At 40.3% G+C, this 19,185-nt stretch carries 18 protein-coding genes and 1 pseudogene; 8 read left to right on the forward strand and 11 right to left on the reverse strand.

Features of this window, described 5'->3' with window-relative positions:
- Positions 1–142: 142 nt before the first annotated feature.
- The 4 genes from HWQ58_RS06220 (at position 143) to HWQ58_RS06235 (ending at position 4,082) form a co-directional block, all read left to right on the forward strand.
- Positions 143–922: a hypothetical protein gene (locus HWQ58_RS06220; protein ID WP_292859192.1), complete on the forward strand. Its 780-nt coding sequence runs from the start codon at positions 143–145 to the stop codon at positions 920–922.
- A gap of 183 nt (positions 923–1,105) precedes the next feature.
- On the forward strand, positions 1,106–1,792 hold the full coding sequence (locus tag HWQ58_RS06225; protein ID WP_292859195.1) for a hypothetical protein: 687 nt from the start codon (positions 1,106–1,108) through the stop codon (positions 1,790–1,792).
- A gap of 45 nt (positions 1,793–1,837) precedes the next feature.
- Positions 1,838–2,233, forward strand: coding sequence for a hypothetical protein (locus HWQ58_RS06230; RefSeq protein ID WP_292859198.1), 396 nt, complete (start codon positions 1,838–1,840; stop codon positions 2,231–2,233).
- Positions 2,234–2,483: 250 nt separating this feature from the next.
- The gene (locus HWQ58_RS06235) at positions 2,484–4,082 is read left to right on the forward strand and encodes an Hsp70 family protein (protein ID WP_292859201.1); all 1,599 of its coding nucleotides are present in this window, start codon (positions 2,484–2,486) and stop codon (positions 4,080–4,082) included.
- An 18-nt stretch (positions 4,083–4,100) separates the two neighbouring features.
- Here the strand turns inward: HWQ58_RS06235 and HWQ58_RS06240 are convergent, their stop codons facing one another.
- The 5 genes from HWQ58_RS06240 to HWQ58_RS06260 all read right to left on the reverse strand — a co-directional run bounded on the left by HWQ58_RS06240 (position 4,101) and on the right by HWQ58_RS06260 (position 7,575).
- The gene (locus tag HWQ58_RS06240; RefSeq protein WP_292859204.1) at positions 4,101–4,292 is read right to left on the reverse strand and encodes a type II toxin-antitoxin system VapC family toxin; all 192 of its coding nucleotides are present in this window, start codon (positions 4,290–4,292) and stop codon (positions 4,101–4,103) included.
- A 17-nt stretch (positions 4,293–4,309) separates the two neighbouring features.
- The gene (locus HWQ58_RS06245) at positions 4,310–4,495 is read right to left on the reverse strand and encodes a PIN domain-containing protein (RefSeq protein ID WP_292859207.1); all 186 of its coding nucleotides are present in this window, start codon (positions 4,493–4,495) and stop codon (positions 4,310–4,312) included.
- Positions 4,479–4,769, reverse strand: a complete 291-nt coding sequence (locus tag HWQ58_RS06250) for a type II toxin-antitoxin system prevent-host-death family antitoxin (RefSeq protein WP_292859210.1) — start codon at positions 4,767–4,769, stop codon at positions 4,479–4,481. The genes HWQ58_RS06245 and HWQ58_RS06250 overlap by 17 nt, the downstream gene beginning before the upstream one ends.
- Before the next feature lie 172 nt (positions 4,770–4,941).
- On the reverse strand, positions 4,942–6,054 hold the full coding sequence (locus HWQ58_RS06255) for a DUF1822 family protein (protein WP_292859213.1): 1,113 nt from the start codon (positions 6,052–6,054) through the stop codon (positions 4,942–4,944).
- Between the two features lie 57 nt (positions 6,055–6,111).
- Positions 6,112–7,575: a hypothetical protein gene (locus tag HWQ58_RS06260; RefSeq protein WP_292859216.1), complete on the reverse strand. Its 1,464-nt coding sequence runs from the start codon at positions 7,573–7,575 to the stop codon at positions 6,112–6,114.
- A 573-nt stretch (positions 7,576–8,148) separates the two neighbouring features.
- Between HWQ58_RS06260 and HWQ58_RS06265 the strand changes: the two genes are divergently transcribed.
- Both HWQ58_RS06265 and HWQ58_RS06270 read left to right on the forward strand, forming a co-directional pair.
- Positions 8,149–8,415 carry a hypothetical protein gene (locus tag HWQ58_RS06265; RefSeq protein ID WP_292859219.1) on the forward strand — a complete coding sequence of 89 codons (267 nt, stop codon included), beginning with the start codon at positions 8,149–8,151 and terminating at the stop codon, positions 8,413–8,415.
- 189 nt (positions 8,416–8,604) lie between these two features.
- Positions 8,605–9,909 (forward strand): pentapeptide repeat-containing protein, encoded by a 1,305-nt coding sequence (locus HWQ58_RS06270; protein ID WP_292859222.1) that lies wholly within the window; start codon positions 8,605–8,607, stop codon positions 9,907–9,909.
- A 41-nt stretch (positions 9,910–9,950) separates the two neighbouring features.
- Here HWQ58_RS06270 and HWQ58_RS06275 read toward each other — a convergent pair whose 3' ends face one another.
- A complete protein-coding gene (locus HWQ58_RS06275; RefSeq protein ID WP_292859225.1) occupies positions 9,951–14,627 on the reverse strand; it encodes a CHAT domain-containing protein in 4,677 nt (1,558 codons plus the stop codon).
- A gap of 294 nt (positions 14,628–14,921) precedes the next feature.
- Positions 14,922–15,143, reverse strand: coding sequence for a hypothetical protein (locus tag HWQ58_RS06280; RefSeq protein ID WP_292859228.1), 222 nt, complete (start codon positions 15,141–15,143; stop codon positions 14,922–14,924).
- Here HWQ58_RS06280 and HWQ58_RS06285 point away from each other — a divergent pair.
- The gene (locus HWQ58_RS06285; RefSeq protein ID WP_292859457.1) at positions 15,143–15,265 is read left to right on the forward strand and encodes a hypothetical protein; all 123 of its coding nucleotides are present in this window, start codon (positions 15,143–15,145) and stop codon (positions 15,263–15,265) included. The two genes, HWQ58_RS06280 and HWQ58_RS06285, sit on opposite strands and share 1 nt — an antisense overlap.
- Here the strand turns inward: HWQ58_RS06285 and HWQ58_RS06290 are convergent.
- The 4 genes and pseudogenes from HWQ58_RS06290 to HWQ58_RS06305 form a co-directional block, all read right to left on the reverse strand.
- Positions 15,228–15,792 (reverse strand): annotated as a pseudogene (locus tag HWQ58_RS06290) (Uma2 family endonuclease). The gene HWQ58_RS06285 and the pseudogene HWQ58_RS06290 sit on opposite strands and share 38 nt — an antisense overlap.
- Positions 15,793–15,916: 124 nt before the next feature.
- Positions 15,917–16,450, reverse strand: coding sequence for a L,D-transpeptidase (locus HWQ58_RS06295; RefSeq protein WP_292859230.1), 534 nt, complete (start codon positions 16,448–16,450; stop codon positions 15,917–15,919).
- 503 nt (positions 16,451–16,953) lie between these two features.
- The gene (locus HWQ58_RS06300; protein WP_292859232.1) at positions 16,954–17,469 is read right to left on the reverse strand and encodes a L,D-transpeptidase; all 516 of its coding nucleotides are present in this window, start codon (positions 17,467–17,469) and stop codon (positions 16,954–16,956) included.
- A 112-nt stretch (positions 17,470–17,581) separates the two neighbouring features.
- Complete coding sequence (locus HWQ58_RS06305; protein ID WP_292859234.1) at positions 17,582–18,214, reverse strand: bifunctional 4-hydroxy-2-oxoglutarate aldolase/2-dehydro-3-deoxy-phosphogluconate aldolase; 633 nt, start codon at positions 18,212–18,214, stop codon at positions 17,582–17,584.
- Between the two features lie 229 nt (positions 18,215–18,443).
- Between HWQ58_RS06305 and HWQ58_RS06310 the strand changes: the two genes are divergently transcribed.
- On the forward strand, positions 18,444–18,710 hold the full coding sequence (locus tag HWQ58_RS06310) for a hypothetical protein (protein WP_292859237.1): 267 nt from the start codon (positions 18,444–18,446) through the stop codon (positions 18,708–18,710).
- Positions 18,711–19,185 lie beyond the last annotated feature (475 nt).

The raw sequence follows: 19,185 nt of genomic DNA on the forward strand, positions 1-19,185 counted from the left end.
CCTACCTTAATGGATTATTGTCGGTTTGAGGCACTTCAAAAACTGAGATGCTCCCCTTGGCTGAGGTTGAGAGATTGACAGACTCTATGCAAAGTAACACATCCACCGATGAATCTTCTGAAAATTCTGGTGAGGTGTAACCATGAGAAGAACATCTGAGCAACTAATTCAGGAACTTTCAACAATTATTGACTCTCACTTTGCCCATGCAGTAGTTGAATGCTACGTCGAAATGCAGCAACGATTTCTAGCTGGCGATTGGCAACCAACAGAACTAGACGGTGGGCGGTTTTGTGAAGCGATTTCGCGTTGCTTGCTTCAAATGGATACCGGAAAGATTGATCATCGAAAATTGCCTGGTAAGGTTCGTGAGGATTTATTGAACAAAAATATTCCCCATCAACTTGGCTCGAAGGATCGTTATCATTTGGCTAAAGTGATTGAGGTTGTGTATGGATTTCGCTCCGATCGCGGTGCTGTTCACATATCAACTGAGTACACTGCAAACTATATGGATTCAATGCTAGTGCTTCATGCAAGCAAATGGATTTTTGCAGAATTTCTCCGCCTAGTTTGGAATCGAGATCGAAAGCTTGTTGCAGAAACCATTGCCCAAATTGTTCAACTAGAACATTCAGTAATTCATGAATTGGACGGAAAACCTCTAGTTCTGGCAAGGGATATTTATGCAACGGATGAAGTTCTGTTGCTGCTGTATCATGCCGCCAATAATCGCTTGAGTCGGGCTGAACTACGCGAACATGCTGTCAGCCAGAACCCTCAAAACGTTAATGTTGCTATATCTAGGCTAATCAAAAGTAAGGATATTCGACCTGTTGGAGAGGATGAAGTTGCTCTGACTCCTAATGGTCAAAAACGAATCCTTGAGCAGGTATTGCCTAAGCTCGTTCCCCAAAAATAGAATTCCTAGTTCAATTGCAGGGTAAGCATTTATCAAATCCCGTCTAAATCATGGCGAAGATAGCAGATTACCCAACAAAGTGAAGATTTTTTACAGCAGTTCAGAGTAAATACGGCTCCTATTGAGCTTTCAGTTACTCTATGTTTAAAGATAAATAGCTACTTTACAAGCGATCGCACAATCATGGACGACAGCAAGGCATTGTTTGACTATTGGCATGACCGAGTTCGGCTGAAAAACTCAGAGTTAATTGCAGATCCTGGACACGTCAAAACCCAGGATCTACGCCATGATTGTACCAACTACGATGAACTTTGGCGTAGCCCCGAAGTTCAACGACTGGAGGAACCAGAGCGTAGCAGGGTTATTGCGATTATTAAGTACGAATGTACAGCCAAAGTCTTACAGAATCGAGCTGGTCGTCTGCGCGATCGCGCTAATGAGCTTGAAGCAGTTTATCATGAACAAGATCAACAAAAATCCAAGCTCTTGGGTCTGCTCAAAGCATTACAAGAGAAACTGTTTGGCAAGGATAAAGAAATTAAGAGATTAGAAGCACGAGTTGCCTCGCTAGAAGCCGAAAATGAAGCCTTGCGATCTGAAGCTGAGAATAGTAAAGCTGAGGCGGAAATGGTTACAGAACTAGAGCAGCTTAAAAAGAAGTACAATGCGGTTGAGAAGCGAAGACAGGAACTAGCTAAGAATAATCAGAGTTTAGGTGGAAGAGTTGCCCATACCAAAAGATATAAGCAGCAAAGAGATGAAGCAATAGCTTTAGTTGAACAGCAGAAACAGCAAATTGCTACATTATTTCAAGAGAGTCAGCGTCTTCGTCAAGAGAATGAAAGACTTTATCAAAAATTAAAATAAGCGGATCGATAAAATGCTCTAGATTTGGGATGCTCGATAATAATCATGAAACTTCAAGAGCTAAAAGCTAAAGTCTATGAGTTAGCTGGAGTAAATAATACCAAACAACTCAAGGCAAAAATTCAGGAGATTAAGACGTTAGATATGCGTCTTAAAACCTCCTGGGAAAAAACTATTGCTATTCTTCAAAAGCCGCAAAGCGAGTTTGAGGAGTGGTTAGAAAATCCACCTGAAGAATACAAAGATATTTTTTCTGAAATTACAGAAGCCTCTCAAAAATATAATCAGAAATCAGCACAGACGAAACAGTTAGCGCAAGAGGTATTGTCAATAGCGAATAATCTTGAAGAACTAGCAGAAGAATGTCAAGACGAAGCAAATAAAATCAAGCAAGAAATTAAAATAACTAGACGGATTTCAAAACAAGCCAGACTGAACTAGTTTTGACTCAAATGACTATTGCCACATTTCCTACGCTTACAGCCAATGATTTCCATGCTTTCTGACAAGCCAATTGTCTAACTGTGCTATCTGTTGCAGCTAACACTTTGCTGCAACAGACTGAATCGATATCTGGGTTTGGATGCAAAGAAGCAAGCGTCTGGGCGCATTTGCATTGTTGATGCCTTATAGAGAATAATCACAGATAAAGCAGCTTTAGTGTCTTCGTGCGAGAGAATAAATATAAAATATGGCGATCGCAATCGATTTTGGTACTAGCAACACAGTTATTGCTCGTTGGAACCCTGTAACCCAGCAGCCAGAAACCCTGGCTCTACCAGGTTTATCAATTAAACAAAGTTTCAATCCGCCACTGATTCCCAGCTTGGTTTATGTTGAAGACGCAAGTCAAAATAAAGTCTTAGTCGGGCAACAAGTACGCGATCGCGGTTTTGACCTCAAAGGCGAAACGCGATTTTTCCGTAGTTTCAAACGCGGTATTGGTGCAGACATTCAAGGTTTCTTACCCGAACTCGATGGGCAAGTTGTCACCTTTGAACAAGTAGGGCAATGGTTCTTGACTCAAGTAATTGAAGAACTAGCGCCTCTGGAAGGTGGCTTAGATTCCCTCGTGTTAACCGTACCCGTAGACAGTTTTGAAGCCTATCGTCACTGGTTGGGAAAAGTTTGTCAATCCCTTCCCGTCGAACAGGTGCGAATGCTGGATGAACCCACAGCCGCCGCCTTGGGTTATGGCTTGGCAGATCAAGAAATTCTCTTGGTGATTGACTTTGGCGGCGGTACTTTGGATTTGTCCCTTGTCCGGTTGGATCGAGGTGTGCAAGCAACTACAAAGCCGCTGGGATTTATCCTCAAGTGGGGTAACAAGTCCTTGGCTGAAGATTCAAAACAAAAAGTCAAAACTGCCCGTGTCTTGGCGAAAGCTGGGCAAAATCTGGGCGGTACTGATATTGATAACTGGTTAGTAGATTACTTTGCCAAAACTCAAGAACTGGCGGTAAGTCCCTTGACAACAAGATTGGCAGAACGGGTGAAAATTCAGCTATCAACTCAAAATCAAGCTAGTGAAGTTTATTTTGATGATGAGACATTTGAAAGTTATGAACTGGAACTAAACCGCGATACTTTTGACGATATCCTCAAAGAACATGCCTTTTTTGAGTTATTGGATGAGTCGATGACAACACTGTTGCAGCAAGCAAAACGGCAAGGGATAGAACTTCCAGATATTAATGCAGTTTTATTAGTTGGTGGGACAGTGCAATTGCCGGCAGTGCAGACATGGATCAAACAGTATTTTGAGCCAGAAAAAATCCGTTGCGAACGTCCCTTTGAAGCGATCGCTCAAGGTGCATTACAGCTAGCACAAGGGATACAAATCAAAGACTTTCTGTATCATAGTTATGGTATCCGCTACTGGGATCGTCGCAACCAGCGTCATAAATGGCATTCTTTAATTAAAGCTGGACAGGCATATCCGATGAGTCAAGCAGTGGAATTAGTCTTAGGCGCTTCTGTAGAAAATCAGCCCAGCATTGAATTAATTATGGGAGAATTGGGAGCAGATACAGGTAGTACTGAAGTTTATTTTGATGGCGATCGCTTAATTACTCGCCGTATGGACAATAATGAAACCAGCGTCAAACCCCTCAACGATCGAGAAGGTGCGAAGACAATTGCCCAACTGACACCAGCCGGATATCCTGGAAGCGATCGCATCAAAATCCTCTTTCAAGTTGATGAGCAACGCTTTTTGCGAATCACCGTTGAGGACTTGTTGACGAATGATACGCTGTTGGAAAATCAACTTGTGGCACAGTTGAGTTAAACTAGTGCGTTTAACTATTTAGCTAAAGGGATTTAAAAGTGGGATACCGCAGCTATCAAAATCGCGGATGTTGCGCGTTACTAAGGTCAATTGGTGAATTTGAGCAGTAGCAGCAATCATTATATCTGCTTGGGTATGTGTTTTCCCACTTGATCTTAGTTCACCTCGCAATTCACCGGAGCGTTTCGCAATTTCAGTAGTGATGGGCAATACTTAAGAGTTATTTTCTAAAAAGTTCTCGAACCATATTTGAATTCTAGAGTTGGCTTGGATGTCAGTCCATAAAATATTTCCTTAACGGTAATCGCACTCAGAACTATTGAGTAAGCGCTTTCTGCCCATTTAAGTACACCAGAGTTAGGTTGGAGTCGTGCTAATTCGCTGATAATGTTAGTGTCACACAGAAAAGTCATCGATGGCATCAGCGAAGGGGTTAGGACGGTCTTGGCGGGAGGGTACTTCGAGGATATAGTCTTCCTCAGCGGCTATCTGGCGTAATTCTTGGAAGGCATCAACTAAAGACATCTTTTCGTGCTGCTTGCGCCAAACTAAGAATTCCTCGAACATCTCAGCCTCCACAACAACCGCCACTAATTGATTTCGGTTGTAGATGCGTTGTGGTTCTTTGGTTACGGCATTAATCAGTTCGGAGAACCTCTGTTTGGCTTCGGCAATTCTCCAGTTCATTGCGCTACCTTTTTTAGTTGATGATTAATGTCTATTATAAACATAATTAATGTCTATAATTTTTCTTAAAAAGCGATCACTCCTTCTGATTCCAGCCGAGTTATTCCTATTTACCGGACATCATATTACGGAAGATGTTAATAATAATTACTGTTAAATTTATATCTCATTTTTACAATATAAATTCCTCAGTAAATACAGCACCTTTATAACTCACTTCAACCTTGAATTGTTTATCCAGTGCTTCGCTAAATTCTAACTGAATAGCATTATCAGTTTGCCTCGCAGTGACTTCCTGACTTATAGAATCAGGGGTATTGGGATTAAGAGTAATTTTCAAGTTCAAGCCAGAAGGTAAATATTCTTCCTGAGGAGGAAGAATTTGTACAAGCACACCTTGTTCTCCATTTTCTTCTTTTTTTAGATTGACAATTAAAGCTAAGGGTTTATTTTGCAGCAATAGGCCAAAATCAAATAATTTAGTTTGTGAAATAGGAAAATTATTTGACTCCTTCCGGCTTCTAACATAACCCCAAGTTAAATTATTTGGAATTCTACTCCCAATAAAATCTGTAGATTGCCAACCTTCTTCAAATACTCTATCCCACCATTTACCCAGATTGACTAATGCTTTACCTACTTGAGTTGTTACCTGAGTTAGAGTTTCTATAACTGTGTTATTACTTGTTACTACTACAGGTAATTTAATCGTAGATGGTTCTAAGAAACGAGTGTATAGCAAGAGGTTATTTAACTTCGTGTCAAACAAAGACAGGGGTAATTGATAACTACCATCTAGCTGAGATTTAAAATCTGGTGTTTGAGAATATTTAAATAGTTCATCATAACGTAAAAAGCCATGAATATTTAATTGTTCTTCTTCTTCTAACACCTCCAGGAAGACATAGAAATGAGCAGCCGTTTTGGCTGAGGTAACAAGTTTTGCCGGTACGATGACAAAATCATCAATCAGGTTATCTACGGTAATTAAGCAGAGGCGAAATTCACCTACACTGAGATAACAGACATCATCAATTGCATTAGCACTCTTGTCTGGTTTAATTTTGATATTTGGATTTCGTTCTTTCAGACACTTTTCAAAACCAAGTTGTGCTAGTGCGTTTAAATATATTTTCCATGCGCCGAACTCGCCGAACTGGCTAAAATGATTCTCACTGATTACTCGCGCTTCGTCAAAATCTTCTGGTTCTAGCCAAACAATTTTTGGTGACAACTTTATTTTTATGTTTTGTGTACCAATTATATAAATGTGTGAGTTAACCATATTTCCTCTGTGATTCATTGTATGCTCCAATAGCTATGTATGTTTTATCATAATTTATTAATTATTAAGGTAGATGCGGATCATTTGAGCAAATAAGCTGTTTTTTATCTGTTTTTTACTAGCAGCTAATTCGGCTTTTGCTTCTTTAAATGTTTTCTTAAAAGTAAATTCTCTAATTTCAGCAGCAATATTTTTTAGATAATCAGGTTCATGAGAAATTATAGTTGACTGATATTTATTGACTGATTGTAAAAGTTCCTCTAAAAAAATATCTTCGGTTCGATACTGCACAATTTCCAAAAAGTTTTCTAGTTGAAAAATTCGTCTAGCTTTACTCCATTCGATTTCCCAAAGTTTACCAATTTCACTCAAAGACTTATTTTCTTGGTAATAAAGTCGTAAACCTTCCGGAAACCGTTGAGCAAAGTTTTTGTAACCTCTACTTTTTTTCAAATCTTCAATTCGCTGGTTAATTACCTCTGCTATTATTTTATATAACACTTTTTCAAACAAATTCTGACAGATTTCTTGTAATTTTTCTAATTCTATATCCTCCGGTTCGCAGTCTGTATAATAAGGTAAATCTGGGTTAGGAAGATAATCATTTGTTGAATTATCATATACTTCTGTGGGTATAGTTTTGGTAGTGCCTGTTTTTTTAAAAAGCCAGTCTTGTCGCAAGATTTCGGCGATGCGTTTTATATGATAAATTAATTGTTGTGGAGAAAAAGTAATATTTCTTTGCTGCAACAAATGCAACATTTCTTGCAGTTGGCTTGGTGTTGGTTCAGAACAGCGTCCTTTTTGGCATGTTTTTAGTCTATCTCGTTGGTAAACTGTTTGAAAAGCTTTTACAATTTCATAGTCTTCTGTTAAAAGAAGCCCAGACAGAGAACGAGGAACAGATTTACATAATAGCCCCCAATCACTGGGAGTGGCTAATCCAAACTCCCACAAAAATGACTTGATTTCTTGATTCTGGCGGGTGAGTCTGGTAGTCCAATTATCTAAGCTTTCCTTAGAACCTAAGCTGGGATTAAATCTTTGCAAAATGTCAACGCTAAAAAATTCTCCACCTTTTGCGATCACTCGAGTTGTACTATCATGATGGTTTAAGATATGTTGAGTTTTAGCCTCACTATCTAAAACTACCAGTGCTGTACCATCGTCGTTTAAAACGAAGCGAAGTAAATCGGTGTACCTGAAAAGGTTTTCTGCACTGACGTTGTAGATGTGAGGGATAGTTTTGCAGGTGATGAGAATTCTGTGTGAAACATAGCACCGCAAACAAAGCCCTGCAAGAGCGCGTTGGTAAATATCGTCTTTTGAACGAAAAATTTCCCACAGAACTGATTGAACTTGCTTATTTTCTTCTGTCGATAGTGTGGGTTTGCTATTTAAGTGAGGAAATTGTATTTTAAAAAACTCCTTAGCCCTACCGATTTCTCTATATTTTTTAAGCTGAACGTTTTCTCCTATAGGAAGTATCTGCATTTGCCAATATTTTGACGGTGACACCATAGTAATTTTAGTTACCTCAAGTCTCTTGAAAACATGACATTAACAGCGAAGCTTTAGCACCAGAGACGATTTTTGATTAATCTTCTGGGGGCTATATCATATATAGGTTTGATTTTTTTAGTTTATACACTCTTGGGAGTTCTGAACTGTAGCAATCCTATATGATTTGTGAAAATTAAGAGCAAAGCGGTGTGTGACTGTCGTGCGATTTGTAATCATCCAGATTTGATGCAAAATGTGAGTCTATTGCATCCCGTTATACTGTTTCACCTTAATTGCGTCTCTCCCAAATATGATTTGTATTATATTTTGTGAAATGGTATTATATCTCGAAGAAACACAATTTTCTGTAAGCTTTGATATATAAATCTTAGAGAATGTGTTTATTGAAAGTAAACTTCTATTTGCCTCACACAAGTGTATAGGTCGATTGGACTTGAACTTATATAAAAGTAGAAGCAGGATAAACAAGTAAATACCTTCTGAGCAGTATCAATATAGCTTATTACTTGTTTTATCTTTGTTTCTATCACTTCTTCCCAACCAATTATCAATCAACAAAGGTTCAAAAGCATGAAACGTTTCGTTGCTAGTGCTTTATTGGCTTTACCATTTGCTGTTGCTTCCCTACAAACACAGGTATTCGCAGCGAATGTAATTGAGAAAACTCCTGTGCAAACGCAAATATCTGGAAGAGAGGAAACTTTGAAAACTCCTGTAAGTGCGCCTTATTCAGTTACAGAACGAATATGGATTCCTCCTGTTTATGGATACTCGGAGAATGGTACAGAAATCTTAATTCGAGCAGGTTACTGGCTTGAGACAAACAATAACACTTGACCAAAGATCAAGAAGCATAAAGTCTAATAAATTAAGAGAGTTAAGTTGTAAGCAAGCGAAAGTTAACGCTAACAAATCTGAATCATCGTGCAGTATATCTACGCGGATTTCTCATTATACTAGAGTTTAGTTCATGACCAACTAAACTCTAGTTTTTCCCTTGATGATAGTTATATCTGGTATCCATACATGAAAAAGATAAACACCTTATTACCTGTAGTTTTTGTTATTGTTTTCCTGCTTTTAGCTTTTCCTTTACTTGGTCATTTAAAAGGTGTATTAGAAAATATTATTACTCTACAAAAACAAACTCAATTATTAGAAAATGAAATTAAAACTCTAGAATTTAATTTAAATTCAAGCAAGAAGATTAATTTAAAAGATAAGATTGTAATAGAGAAAGAGCGAATTGCACTAGATAAAGACTTACTGGGATTAGAAAAAGATATTAACGGGATTTTTATTCAAGCTCTTGTTGGCTCTGCTGCCCTACCCAGTATCTTTTTCACATGGCGAAGTCTTAAGGTTTCCCAAGAGGGACAAATTACAGAACGCTTCACCAAAGCTATTAACCAACTCGGAGATGATAAGCTTGAGGTTCGACTAGGGGGAATTTATGCACTGGAGCGAGTTGCAAAAGATTCAGAAAAAGACCACTGGACAATCATGGAAGTTCTTACTTCCTTTATTCTGGAAAAATCTTCTTTAGATGAAATTAAGAATAATCCAGAAAAGCAACACACTAATCTTGTAGAACACTGTATAAATCAACAGGGCGATTTCAGTAATCAAGAAAGAGAATCAGGAAAAGTTACTACGGATGTTCAAGCAGCTCTCACTGTTATTGGACGGCGGAATTCTACGAAAAATCCAGATAATCTAAGAATTAATTTAATGTATGCCAAGCTCATTGAAGCCAACCTCACTAAAGCCAACCTTAAAGAAGCTAAACTAACATCAGCTAACCTTAAACATGCCAACCTCATTAAAGCCAACTTTAAGAGAGCTGATCTCTATTTCGCCAACTTCACTTATGCCGATCTCTATGAAGCTGACTTCACTGAAGCCTTCCTCCGTGGAGCCGTACTTATAAAAGCTAAGCTTCAAGGAGCCAACCTCACTAAAGCTAAACTTAATTATATTAAGGTAGACAAATCTAGTAGAGTTTTAGATGAGGAAGGCGAATCATTTATATCTGACTACTTTGGTCTCAGCAAAGCCAATTTTAAGCAAAAAGAGTTCACTGGAGACTACGATCGCATTTACGCATTTCTCATTAAAGCTGATCTCAGTGGAGCCGACCTCAGTGGAGCCGACCTCAGAGGAGCCGACCTCAGAGGAGCTAACCTCAATGGAGCCGACCTCAATGGAGCCGACCTCCGAGAAGCTAAAAATTTAACTCCAAAGCAAGTCTATGCTGCCAAAAATTGGCAACAAGCCAAATATGACCCAGATTTTTACAAGCAATTAGGCTTACCACCAATTACATCCTGAAGAAAAGACACACTGTGGTCAACAGGTATGGTACGGGTAGTTCACTTTTGAATGTCGATACCGTTACACAAAGTGCGATCGCTCTTACTAACATTCGGGTTATTCTTCAGATAATCACGCACCCAGTCGCAACCATGTGCCATTACCTTATCTACATCGACAACTTGATCTAAATTCCACAGAATCACTGTCTTGTCATCACTTGCTGAGGCGAGCTTTTTACCGTCAGGGCTGAAAGCTACTCCCCAAACCCTATCGCTATGCCCATTAAGGGTAGCAAGTAGGACAGGCTCTCGGAGCGACACTTTCCAGAGTTTAACCGTCTTGTCGTCACTCGCTGAGGCAATTGTTTTACCATCGGGGCTGAAAGTAACTCCAAAAACCCCAGCTTTATGCCCCTTAAGGGTAGTTAGCAAAGTGCCGTCCTTGTTCCAGAGTTTGACAGTCTTGTCCCAACTGGCTGAGGCAATTGTTTTACCGTCGGGGCTGAAAGCTACTCCCGCAACCGTGGCGTTATGCCCCTTAAAAGTAGTTAGCAAAGTGCCGTCTTTATTCCAAAGTTTAACGGTGTTGTCGTCACTCGCTGAAGCAATCGTTTTACCATCGGGGCTGAAAGCTACTCCCCAAACCCGAGCTTGATGCCCTTTAAAGGTAGTCAGCAAGGTGCCGTCCTTGTTCCAGAGTTTAACAGTGCTATCCTCACTTGCCGAGGCGATTGTTTTACCATCGGGGCTGAAAGCTACTCCCCAAACCCCATTGCTATGTCCCTTAAGGGTAGTCAGTAGTACAGGCTCTTGGAGCGACACTTTCCAGAGTTTGATAGTTCTGTCGCTACTGCCCGAGGCAATTATCTGTCCGTCAGGGCTAAAAGCTACTGCGTAAACCGGAAGTTGTTGCCCCTTGAGGATAGTCAACAAAGTGCCGTCGCTGGCTCTCCAGAGTTTAACGGTGTTGTCGTCACTCGTCGAGGCGAGCATTTGACCATTGGGAGAGTAAGCAACTCTGAGAACTGTAGCGCTATGACCTCTGAGGGTTGTCAGCAACGTGCTATTTAGCTTCCAGAGTTTGACAGTATTATCCGAACTTGCCGAGGCGAGAGTTTTACCATCAGGGCTGAAAGTGACCCCCCAAACCCTCGCGCTATGCCCATTGAGCGTAGTCAACAAAGTGCCGTCCTTGTTCCAGAGTTTGACGGTCTTATCCCAACTTGCTGAGGCAATCGTTTTACCGTCGGGGCTGAAAGCAACTCCCGTAACCGGAGCTTGATGCTCGTTAAGGGTAGTTAGCAAAGTGCCGTCCTTGTTCCAGAGTTTGACGGTCTTGTCCCCACTTGCGGAGGCAATCGTTTTAGCGTCAGGGCTGAAAGCAACATCCCAAACTGCATTTTGATGTCCCTGTAGGGTAGTTAGCAAGGTACCGTCGCTAACTCTCCAGAGTTTGACGGTGTTATCCGCACTTGCCGAGGCAATCGTCTTACCGTCGGGGCTGAAAGCAACTTTCCAAACTGTATTTTGATGCCCCTTAAGGGTAGTTAGCAAGGTGCCGTTGCTGGCTCTCCAAAGTTTGACAGTTTTGTCGTTACTTGCTGAGGCGATCGTTTTACCGTCAGGGCTGAAAGTCACTCCCCAAACCTGATCACTAACCTGGAGGGTAGTTAGCAAGGTGCTGTCACTTGCTTTCCAGAGTTTGACAGTTTTGTCCGCACTCGCCGATACAATCGTTTTACCGTCGGGACTGAAAGCAACATCCCAAACTGTATCTTCATGTCCTTTGAGCGTAGTTAGCAAGGTGCCATCAATCTTCCAAATTTTAACGGTCTTGTCGTCACTCGTCGAGGCAATTCTCTGACCGTCGAGGCTGAAAACTACTTTCTTTACCTCACTGCTATGCTGTGATAAGCGGTTGTACTCAACTGCCCCATAAACTGCCCGCCGCAGCACCAATTCAACCTGATGCTGGGTGTCCGCATCTACCCCTACTAACTTTTGCAGTTTCCGCCTCGCCCTGATTGCTTCTCTGAGCGCGTCCAACTTTTGATTTGAGGCAAACAGTGCTGCTGAGGATTCACTAATAGCTTTAAGTTCGCTCTTTGCTGAATTCTGCCATTGCCACCAAGCTGCACTAGCTAGCATCGAAGTTACCACCAAACCAGCAGTTAGCCCAAAAATAGTGAATTGATTTGTGCGCTTTTTTTCCCTTTCTTGCTTATTTTGCTTTTCTGCACTGGCTTGAATAAACTCCTTTTCTTGGAGTGTTAGTTCATCTGTGCGTTCGATGTACCATTTGAGTGCAACACTTAACGGCTTTTCCTGTAATAATCTCCCAGAGTCGTACTGATGATCTTGCCATTCTCGGACATTTGGCTTTAATCTTTCTTGCCAAGTACGAAACTCCCGGTTATCTTGAATCCACTGGCGAAAAGTTCCCCATTCCCTAATTAACGCTTCGTGAATTATCTCTACCGTCTCTTCCTTGTTTTCGCTAGTCTCATCACAACCAGTCACCAGCAAACGTGCATCAGCTAATTGTTGCACCAAATCCCAATTTGCTTCTCCTACCTGTTTTCGAGTCGCCACACGTCGGGTATCCTCCGTACCTTCCCCAGGACACACTAACTGAATAAATATTTTTTCCGCCCGTTTTCTATCAACCTCACTCAGCTTATCTAACACCGTATCGGCATAGTTAGCCAAAGCTTTCTCTAACCCACCAATTTCTTGATAAGCTTCGTGGGTGAGAAACCATCTTTTCGGTTTGAGCCAAAGCTGCATCAGGGTAAACTCAAGTAAAGGTAAACGTCCCGATTCATTACCCAAATCTCTGATTAAAGTATCTGTCAACCCCTCCTCAAATACCACCTTCATTTTTTGCGCTGGTTTTTCAATAGCACAACGCAACTCCTCCCGGTTCATCGGACTAAGATTATAAATTCCCTGCTGCAAAGCATCGCTAAAAGGACGGTAAGATAAAGCATAGCCATAAAAATCCGCCCGCAATGTCATAACCAAGGTAAATCTAGGAGCGTAGTTGATAGCGTAGATTAATGCATCTAAAAAAGGCTGGCGTTCCTCTTGTGGTGCGAGGGTGTAAAGTTCTTCAAATTGGTCGGCGATAAGTACTAAGTGTGATATCCCCCCTTCCCTCGTAGGGAAGGGGGGTAAGGGGGTTAGGTTCTGAAAAATACTTGCGATCGCATCACACAACTTTGTCTCATCATGCCGCAAGTCTATCTCTAAAACCATTTGGTCTAATCTGCGTTGTATATCTGTTGAATTTTCTCCTTGTAGTGGTGCTGGAGAATGACAATGATGATTTAATGCGATCGCTAAATTACCAAGAGGATTATTCCCCGGACGAAAAGAAATAATCTCCACATTCCCAATTTTTCGTAAATTCGGAACCAACCCCGCAAACACCACAGACGACTTCCCACTCCCAGATGCACCAACCACAGGAACCAAAGATTTACTTTGAACTGCTGCTACCAACTGATCAACAAACTTCTCTCGACCAAAGAAAAAATCTGCCTGTTCTTCCCCAAACGCCGACAAACCCTGATAAGGACACTCAGGTAACTTACCAGATAATCCACCCAAATCTGACCAACTGGGAGGAAGTTCTAATGTATTCTTGCAAATAATCGGTAACCAACTCACTCCTGGTAGGGGCTTTTCTCCCTCAGACTTTCCTGTCAGTTCTTGTAATTTACCCCTTGCTTTCAAAACAGCGGTAAATAAAGAATCTCCACCAGCGTAAGAAGAAAGAAAAAAGTTGAGAAACTTGTGCGCGATTTTATCCGGTACTGGTTCCCGCCAAACTATGACGTAAGGTAAATTGAAATCTGCTAATCGTTGTGCTAAACCCAAACCATCACAGGAATTAAAAATTGCTAATTTTAAACCTTTACTAATTGCTAATTTTAAAGTTTGCGGAATTTCTTCTAAATCTAAACTTTCATTAGGATTCAGGTCAATTATACCTTTTTTACCATGCTCTTGAGATTCACTGTGTCCCGCAAAAAACAAAATATCACAAGGCTCGTCCCAAAGTTTTTGAAGTGACTCACGCTTTGGTTCTTTCAAAGAAATAATTTCTGCGCCTCGTTTTTCTAGCTGTATAATTAATTTTTCATCTGTTTTTGTATCTAGATCTTTACTATCTCCAAAAATACTGATAATTTTAATTCTTCGGAAATTTTCAGACTTTAATTTAGTTGTAGATACAGCCGTTTTTTGCAGGTAATCTTTAAAAGAAAGCGCTACTTCCGAGGAAGAATGTTGGCCAAATAAATAACATTCCTGCCAAGGTATGCGATGTAAAATGTTCTTTGTCGATTCTGATGTAACTCCGTGCGTATTGACAATTAAACGAATATCAATATTAGTATTTGAGGTAATTGCTGGTTCTAACTGTAACTTAATTGGTAGTAGCCATTGATTTAGTTTTTCACGTAAAGACTTAGCATATTCAGAACAGATATCTGCAGATACATTTGTAACTTGGTTATTTTTAAAACCTCTGCTGTCAGGTTGAACTAACAAGTTATAGATTTTTTTCCAACGTTCATAGCTATTTGGAATTTCTTCGGCTGGAGGTAATTGGGTTTCTAGTTGCTTGATATCACTTTCAGTCGAAAAAGCATCTATCTGAAGTTTGATTTTACTAAATCCCTGCTCAAAATCACCATCGCCAAATTGCAAATTTACCCATACTTCCATAAACCACCACTTGAAATTAATTTACCAAGGTGCCTTAGAGACCATTTATAAAGTAAATCTTAAGTAGGGGAGGCAGGATGAGCGCCGGCTTTCGGCATTGGCGCAGCCTGCACTTCGACAAAGCTCAGTGACACCGCAGGTATCATAACTGCCATTGCGTTAGGCTAAAGCCTAACGCACCATGTTGTATAGCGGTGTGTTAGGCGCTTTGATATGTTTTTTGCGAGAAAGCATATTGAAATATGCGCCTAACACACTCTACAGTAACTTGATTTTTACTTGATAAATGACCTCTTAATCACTTATTAACAATCCTACAAAATTAAAGCTGTCATAACCACAACTGAAGCTGTGGTTATGAACATTCCAAGTGTCATAAGTAACGCTTAAGTTGTTGTTACCACAGCTAAAGCTGTCGTTATGAATTTTCCCAGTTTCATAAGTAACGCTTAAGTTGTCGTTACCACAGCTAAAGCTGTCGTTATAATTGCTCAAGTTGTCATTATCAAGGTTCAATGTTAGACCAAATAAATATTTCCTCAACAGCTATGTCTACGATGGGCGTAGATGCAGCACCTTCTTATTCCAGGCGAGTTATTTCTAGCCACCCATCTTTAACCATCCAAAAACTTGGTTGACGGTTAGTGCAAGTTCAATTTCCGGTAATACAGGCAAAAAATCTTCTCCCTGGAGTAGCACTGGCTGCTGCTCTGGTAGAAATACCAAAATACTTACATCGTCAGGGTCAAGAAACCATCCCAGGCGACTGCCATACTTCAGACAGTGAAGAATGTTCCCAATTACCTTGTTGGGTTTTTGTTCTGGTGAGAGAATCTCAATCGTCCAGTCTGGTGGAAGTTCAAAATTATCAGGTACTTCATCGTCAACTGTGAACGGTATGCGTTCCCACAGAAATACAGCTACATCAGGTACAATTGAGCGTTCCCCAAAGCTACACCGTAATTCGGGAAACCCATAGGCAATCTTCTAGATTCTCTGTGACTTCATTAATAACAGCACAGAGTTTACCTTGTAAGCGGCTGTGTCTCCCTTTTGGCATTGGCTTTTGAATAATCTCTCCGTTAATATATTGACTTGCAGGCTTTGTTTCTGGGAGCTTCAGAAACTCTTCCAATGTGAGAGGTTGAGTAATTATGACGCTCATAGCTCCTGAATCCTTTGAAGATTGTTTTTAGTCTAGCAATATGTATAGACAGGTGCTTAACTCCGTGAACGCACCTGTCTATACATCAAAGGAAAAATTGCAGATATTGATTAGGAATTATCGATTATTTCCGCACCACTACTAAAGTTCCTGTTGAAGCCCAGTTGTAAAGATTACGAGCTTGCTTAACAGGTAAATTTACGCAACCATGACTGACTGGAGTCCCAAAACGGTTATGCCAATAAGCGCCGTGAATGGCATACCCTCTGTAGAAATACATTGTGTAAGGAACGTCAGGAATGTTGTAGCCTCTGCCTCGCATCCGGTGAGTGCGATACTTAGAATTAATCCGAAATCTACCTATGGGTGTAGGAGTCGCTCGCTTACCTCCAGAAATGCGATATGAATGAACAAGTTTATTACCTTCCCATGCACGTAAACGTTGCTCTGACAAATCAATTTCAATCCAGCGAGGTTGGCTAATATTATTAGATAGAGTGATGGTGTTATCATCGACTGACGTGGCTGTTGCTGTAGTCGAATTGGATATACCTGTTAGCGGTGATGACCAAGAGAATAAAGTCACCACCATCAGCGCCACACCTGTACAAAAAGTTCCTGAAGAACGAATCCCACCACGGCGAATCCAAGTTTGCATTATGCCTCATCTTCTAAACTACGCAAAAATCATCAAGTGAAGTAATTTTCTGGAAAACTATAAATTTCCAGATCGACTACTTGATTTCTGTGGAGGATTTACGCAATTCATCCGCTAATGCTTCTCAAGACAAGTCCTAAGTTAATCTGCATCCAATTTGCACATTTGTCATTTGTCCATAATTAAATGATGAATCCTAACTAGTGACTAATGACTAATGACTAATTACAAAGGACAATCTTAACAAAAATTTGTCATTTAAATGCTTAAATACAAACTTTCCCCAAATTTATATTTGCATTCGTAATTTCATACAGGAATTGTCAGGATTTCCGCTTATTTTTCGGGCAACTTATGAAATGCCTCTTTCTATATTTTATTTCAAATTCAGTAATTCCGACTCCGAAGATTCCCAGCAATATTTTATGCTGGGAATCACTTAATTGTCTTGATTTGTTGTTATTTATAATTTTAACTAAATTGCTTTTTAGCTGCTTCAACTATCATTTATGAATGACTATTGGTGTCCCTACCGATGCCCAATCGAATAGCCATTTTGCATGTTTAGGTGCGATATTCACACAGCCGTGGCTCACTGGAGTACCAAATCTCTTATGCCAATAAGCTCCATGAATAGCGTAATTACCTTGGTAAAACATTGCATAAGGAACGTTGGGAACATTATAGTTTTCTCCCTGCATCCGCGTAGTTTTAAACTTGGATTGAACCTTAAAAGTACCGACAAGAGTAGGAGTGGCTTTTTTCCCAGAGGAAATAGCACTTCCATAAACAACTTTGTCACCTTGCCAAGCTATTAATCTTTGCTTTGAAAGATCAATTTGAATCCAGCGCTGATTTGATTGTTGTAATGTCTGGATTTTTTGTGCAATCACTTGATTTTTGGAATTCGCCCAAACTCCACTGGTTCCAGTAGTAGTAAAAACACTTAAGGACAGTGCTGTACCAGTGAGGATTATTTGTAAGCGACGCACCCAGTCAGCAGAAATTTGTCTTTTCATTTTAGATACACTCACACTCAAATCATGGGGTCTTGAGAAACTTATCAGGTTTCACCTTTATTTCCCTATCTATTACTTTAATAGACGTGAAGTTTGATGATTTGATTCTAAGTTAACCTAACTGTTGCATTAGGTTTTTCGCCTGAGTTGCGATCGCCTGCCAATTTCCCTCTGTGACAAGCTTTTGGGGAAATAATTCGCTGCTCAAACCGACAGCGATCGCTCCAGCTTGCAAAAATTCTTTGGCATTTTCTAGAGTCACGCCGCCAGTAGGAATTAAGGGAATCTCACCCAGCGGCCCTTGCAAACTTTTGATATAGTTAGTCCCTCCCACTGCCTGCACGGGAAACACTTTTACACAACTAGCACCTTGACTCCAAGCGGTAACAATTTCTGTAGGAGTCAGCGCTCCTGGTATAATAGGCACATTTTTTTCTTGTGCTGCTTGAATCATTGCCGAATCGACGTGGGGTGTGAAGAGGAATTGCGCCCCAGATGCGATCGCATCTTGTAACTGCTGCACATTAAATAGCGTACCAGTGCCAACGATACAGGCTGGTAATTCCGAACGTAGTTGACTGATTAATTCCCCAGCGCGATCGCTATTCCAGGTAATCTCAATTAGCTGCATTCCCCCAGATGCTACAGCCATTGCCATTTGTTGTCCCACTTCGATTTGAGGAGCACGGATAACTGCGATCGCTCGGTGTTTTTCCAACTGTGATAACCAAATTTGATTAGGCATTTTGACTAGGGATTGGGGACTGGGAGTAGGAATTGGGACTAGAGAATAGTTTTCAATCTAGTAAATACCTAATTTTTAATACTAATGCCCAATGCCCTATTCCCAATCCCCTTAAAACTTGCTTCTTACATCAAGCTATGAGATATTACATAAAATAACGGTAAGTCTATCGTATTTACGTATTTTAAAATTAAATGCCTCAGCATTTGAGTCTAAAGGAGTAATTAAAATGACAATTGCACGACAAAACACAGCAGCATCCTTACCAATCACCATTCACGATTCTGAAAGCGTCGATATAACTAACTTATGGAAGCTTGTGCGACTAGGTGCGAATGGCTTTTGGTGGCGCACTAAGGCATATACAACGATTTTGGGTGTTATGCTGCTAACTTTAGTAAGTCTGATTTTTCTAAGTATGCATTGGTATTACCGCAGACTGTTCCCATTTCTCAGCCATCAAGTCATTGGTAGCGATCGTGGGATAAGCAATTAAAAATTAAAAACTAGACATGAACTTGAAAAAGGATAGGCGATCGTCTCAATCGCCTTCACTTGCTTCCTTTACATTACTTTAGAGACACTCTCTAAAAACTCAGCTTAATTCTTCTAGTAGAGGAGAGAGCTAATTAAAAATGCATATACTGCAATTACCAAGCAATAGTTTGTATAAGCCCCTAGTTAAAGACCTACTAGGAGCTTTTTTTTAATTGACTATCTACCTCAAATGGGTAATATAGCAGTGGTCAGACAGCTGAGGACATTGGCAAATCCTAAGAAAACGGCTGTCACACCTATCCATAGCCGACTTGTCCTAAGCAGGATGGTAGCCGCAATATATTAAAAAATCTAGTAGCAATTAAACTATTCCTAACGGATATTTATAATTAATTCTGATGGTAGATTAAGTCAGAAATGAAGATCGTTAACATGTACTGTGTAAGTTAAAAACGTTTACCAAACTTAACAAC

It is taken from the genome of Nostoc sp. LPT, from assembly GCF_017115165.1.
Classification (GTDB): Bacteria; Cyanobacteriota; Cyanobacteriia; order Cyanobacteriales; family Nostocaceae; genus Nostoc.

Excerpts from the sequence above, each read along its gene's own strand:
- HWQ58_RS06220 (WP_292859192.1), top strand. The coding sequence starts at position 143 with ATGAGAAGAACATCTGAGCAACTAATTCAGGAACTTTCAACAATTATT.
- HWQ58_RS06225 (WP_292859195.1), top strand. The coding sequence starts at position 1,106 with ATGGACGACAGCAAGGCATTGTTTGACTATTGGCATGACCGAGTTCGG.
- HWQ58_RS06230 (WP_292859198.1), top strand. The coding sequence starts at position 1,838 with ATGAAACTTCAAGAGCTAAAAGCTAAAGTCTATGAGTTAGCTGGAGTA.
- HWQ58_RS06235 (WP_292859201.1), top strand. The coding sequence starts at position 2,484 with ATGGCGATCGCAATCGATTTTGGTACTAGCAACACAGTTATTGCTCGT.
- HWQ58_RS06245 (WP_292859207.1), bottom strand. The coding sequence starts at position 4,495 with ATGACTTTTCTGTGTGACACTAACATTATCAGCGAATTAGCACGACTC.
- HWQ58_RS06250 (WP_292859210.1), bottom strand. The coding sequence starts at position 4,769 with ATGAACTGGAGAATTGCCGAAGCCAAACAGAGGTTCTCCGAACTGATT.
- HWQ58_RS06255 (WP_292859213.1), bottom strand. The coding sequence starts at position 6,054 with ATGGTTAACTCACACATTTATATAATTGGTACACAAAACATAAAAATA.
- HWQ58_RS06260 (WP_292859216.1), bottom strand. The coding sequence starts at position 7,575 with ATGGTGTCACCGTCAAAATATTGGCAAATGCAGATACTTCCTATAGGA.
- HWQ58_RS06265 (WP_292859219.1), top strand. The coding sequence starts at position 8,149 with ATGAAACGTTTCGTTGCTAGTGCTTTATTGGCTTTACCATTTGCTGTT.
- HWQ58_RS06270 (WP_292859222.1), top strand. The coding sequence starts at position 8,605 with ATGAAAAAGATAAACACCTTATTACCTGTAGTTTTTGTTATTGTTTTC.
- HWQ58_RS06275 (WP_292859225.1), bottom strand. The coding sequence starts at position 14,627 with ATGGAAGTATGGGTAAATTTGCAATTTGGCGATGGTGATTTTGAGCAG.
- HWQ58_RS06285 (WP_292859457.1), top strand. The coding sequence starts at position 15,143 with ATGTTAGACCAAATAAATATTTCCTCAACAGCTATGTCTACGATGGGC.
- HWQ58_RS06295 (WP_292859230.1), bottom strand. The coding sequence starts at position 16,450 with ATGCAAACTTGGATTCGCCGTGGTGGGATTCGTTCTTCAGGAACTTTT.
- HWQ58_RS06300 (WP_292859232.1), bottom strand. The coding sequence starts at position 17,469 with ATGAAAAGACAAATTTCTGCTGACTGGGTGCGTCGCTTACAAATAATC.
- HWQ58_RS06305 (WP_292859234.1), bottom strand. The coding sequence starts at position 18,214 with ATGCCTAATCAAATTTGGTTATCACAGTTGGAAAAACACCGAGCGATC.
- HWQ58_RS06310 (WP_292859237.1), top strand. The coding sequence starts at position 18,444 with ATGACAATTGCACGACAAAACACAGCAGCATCCTTACCAATCACCATT.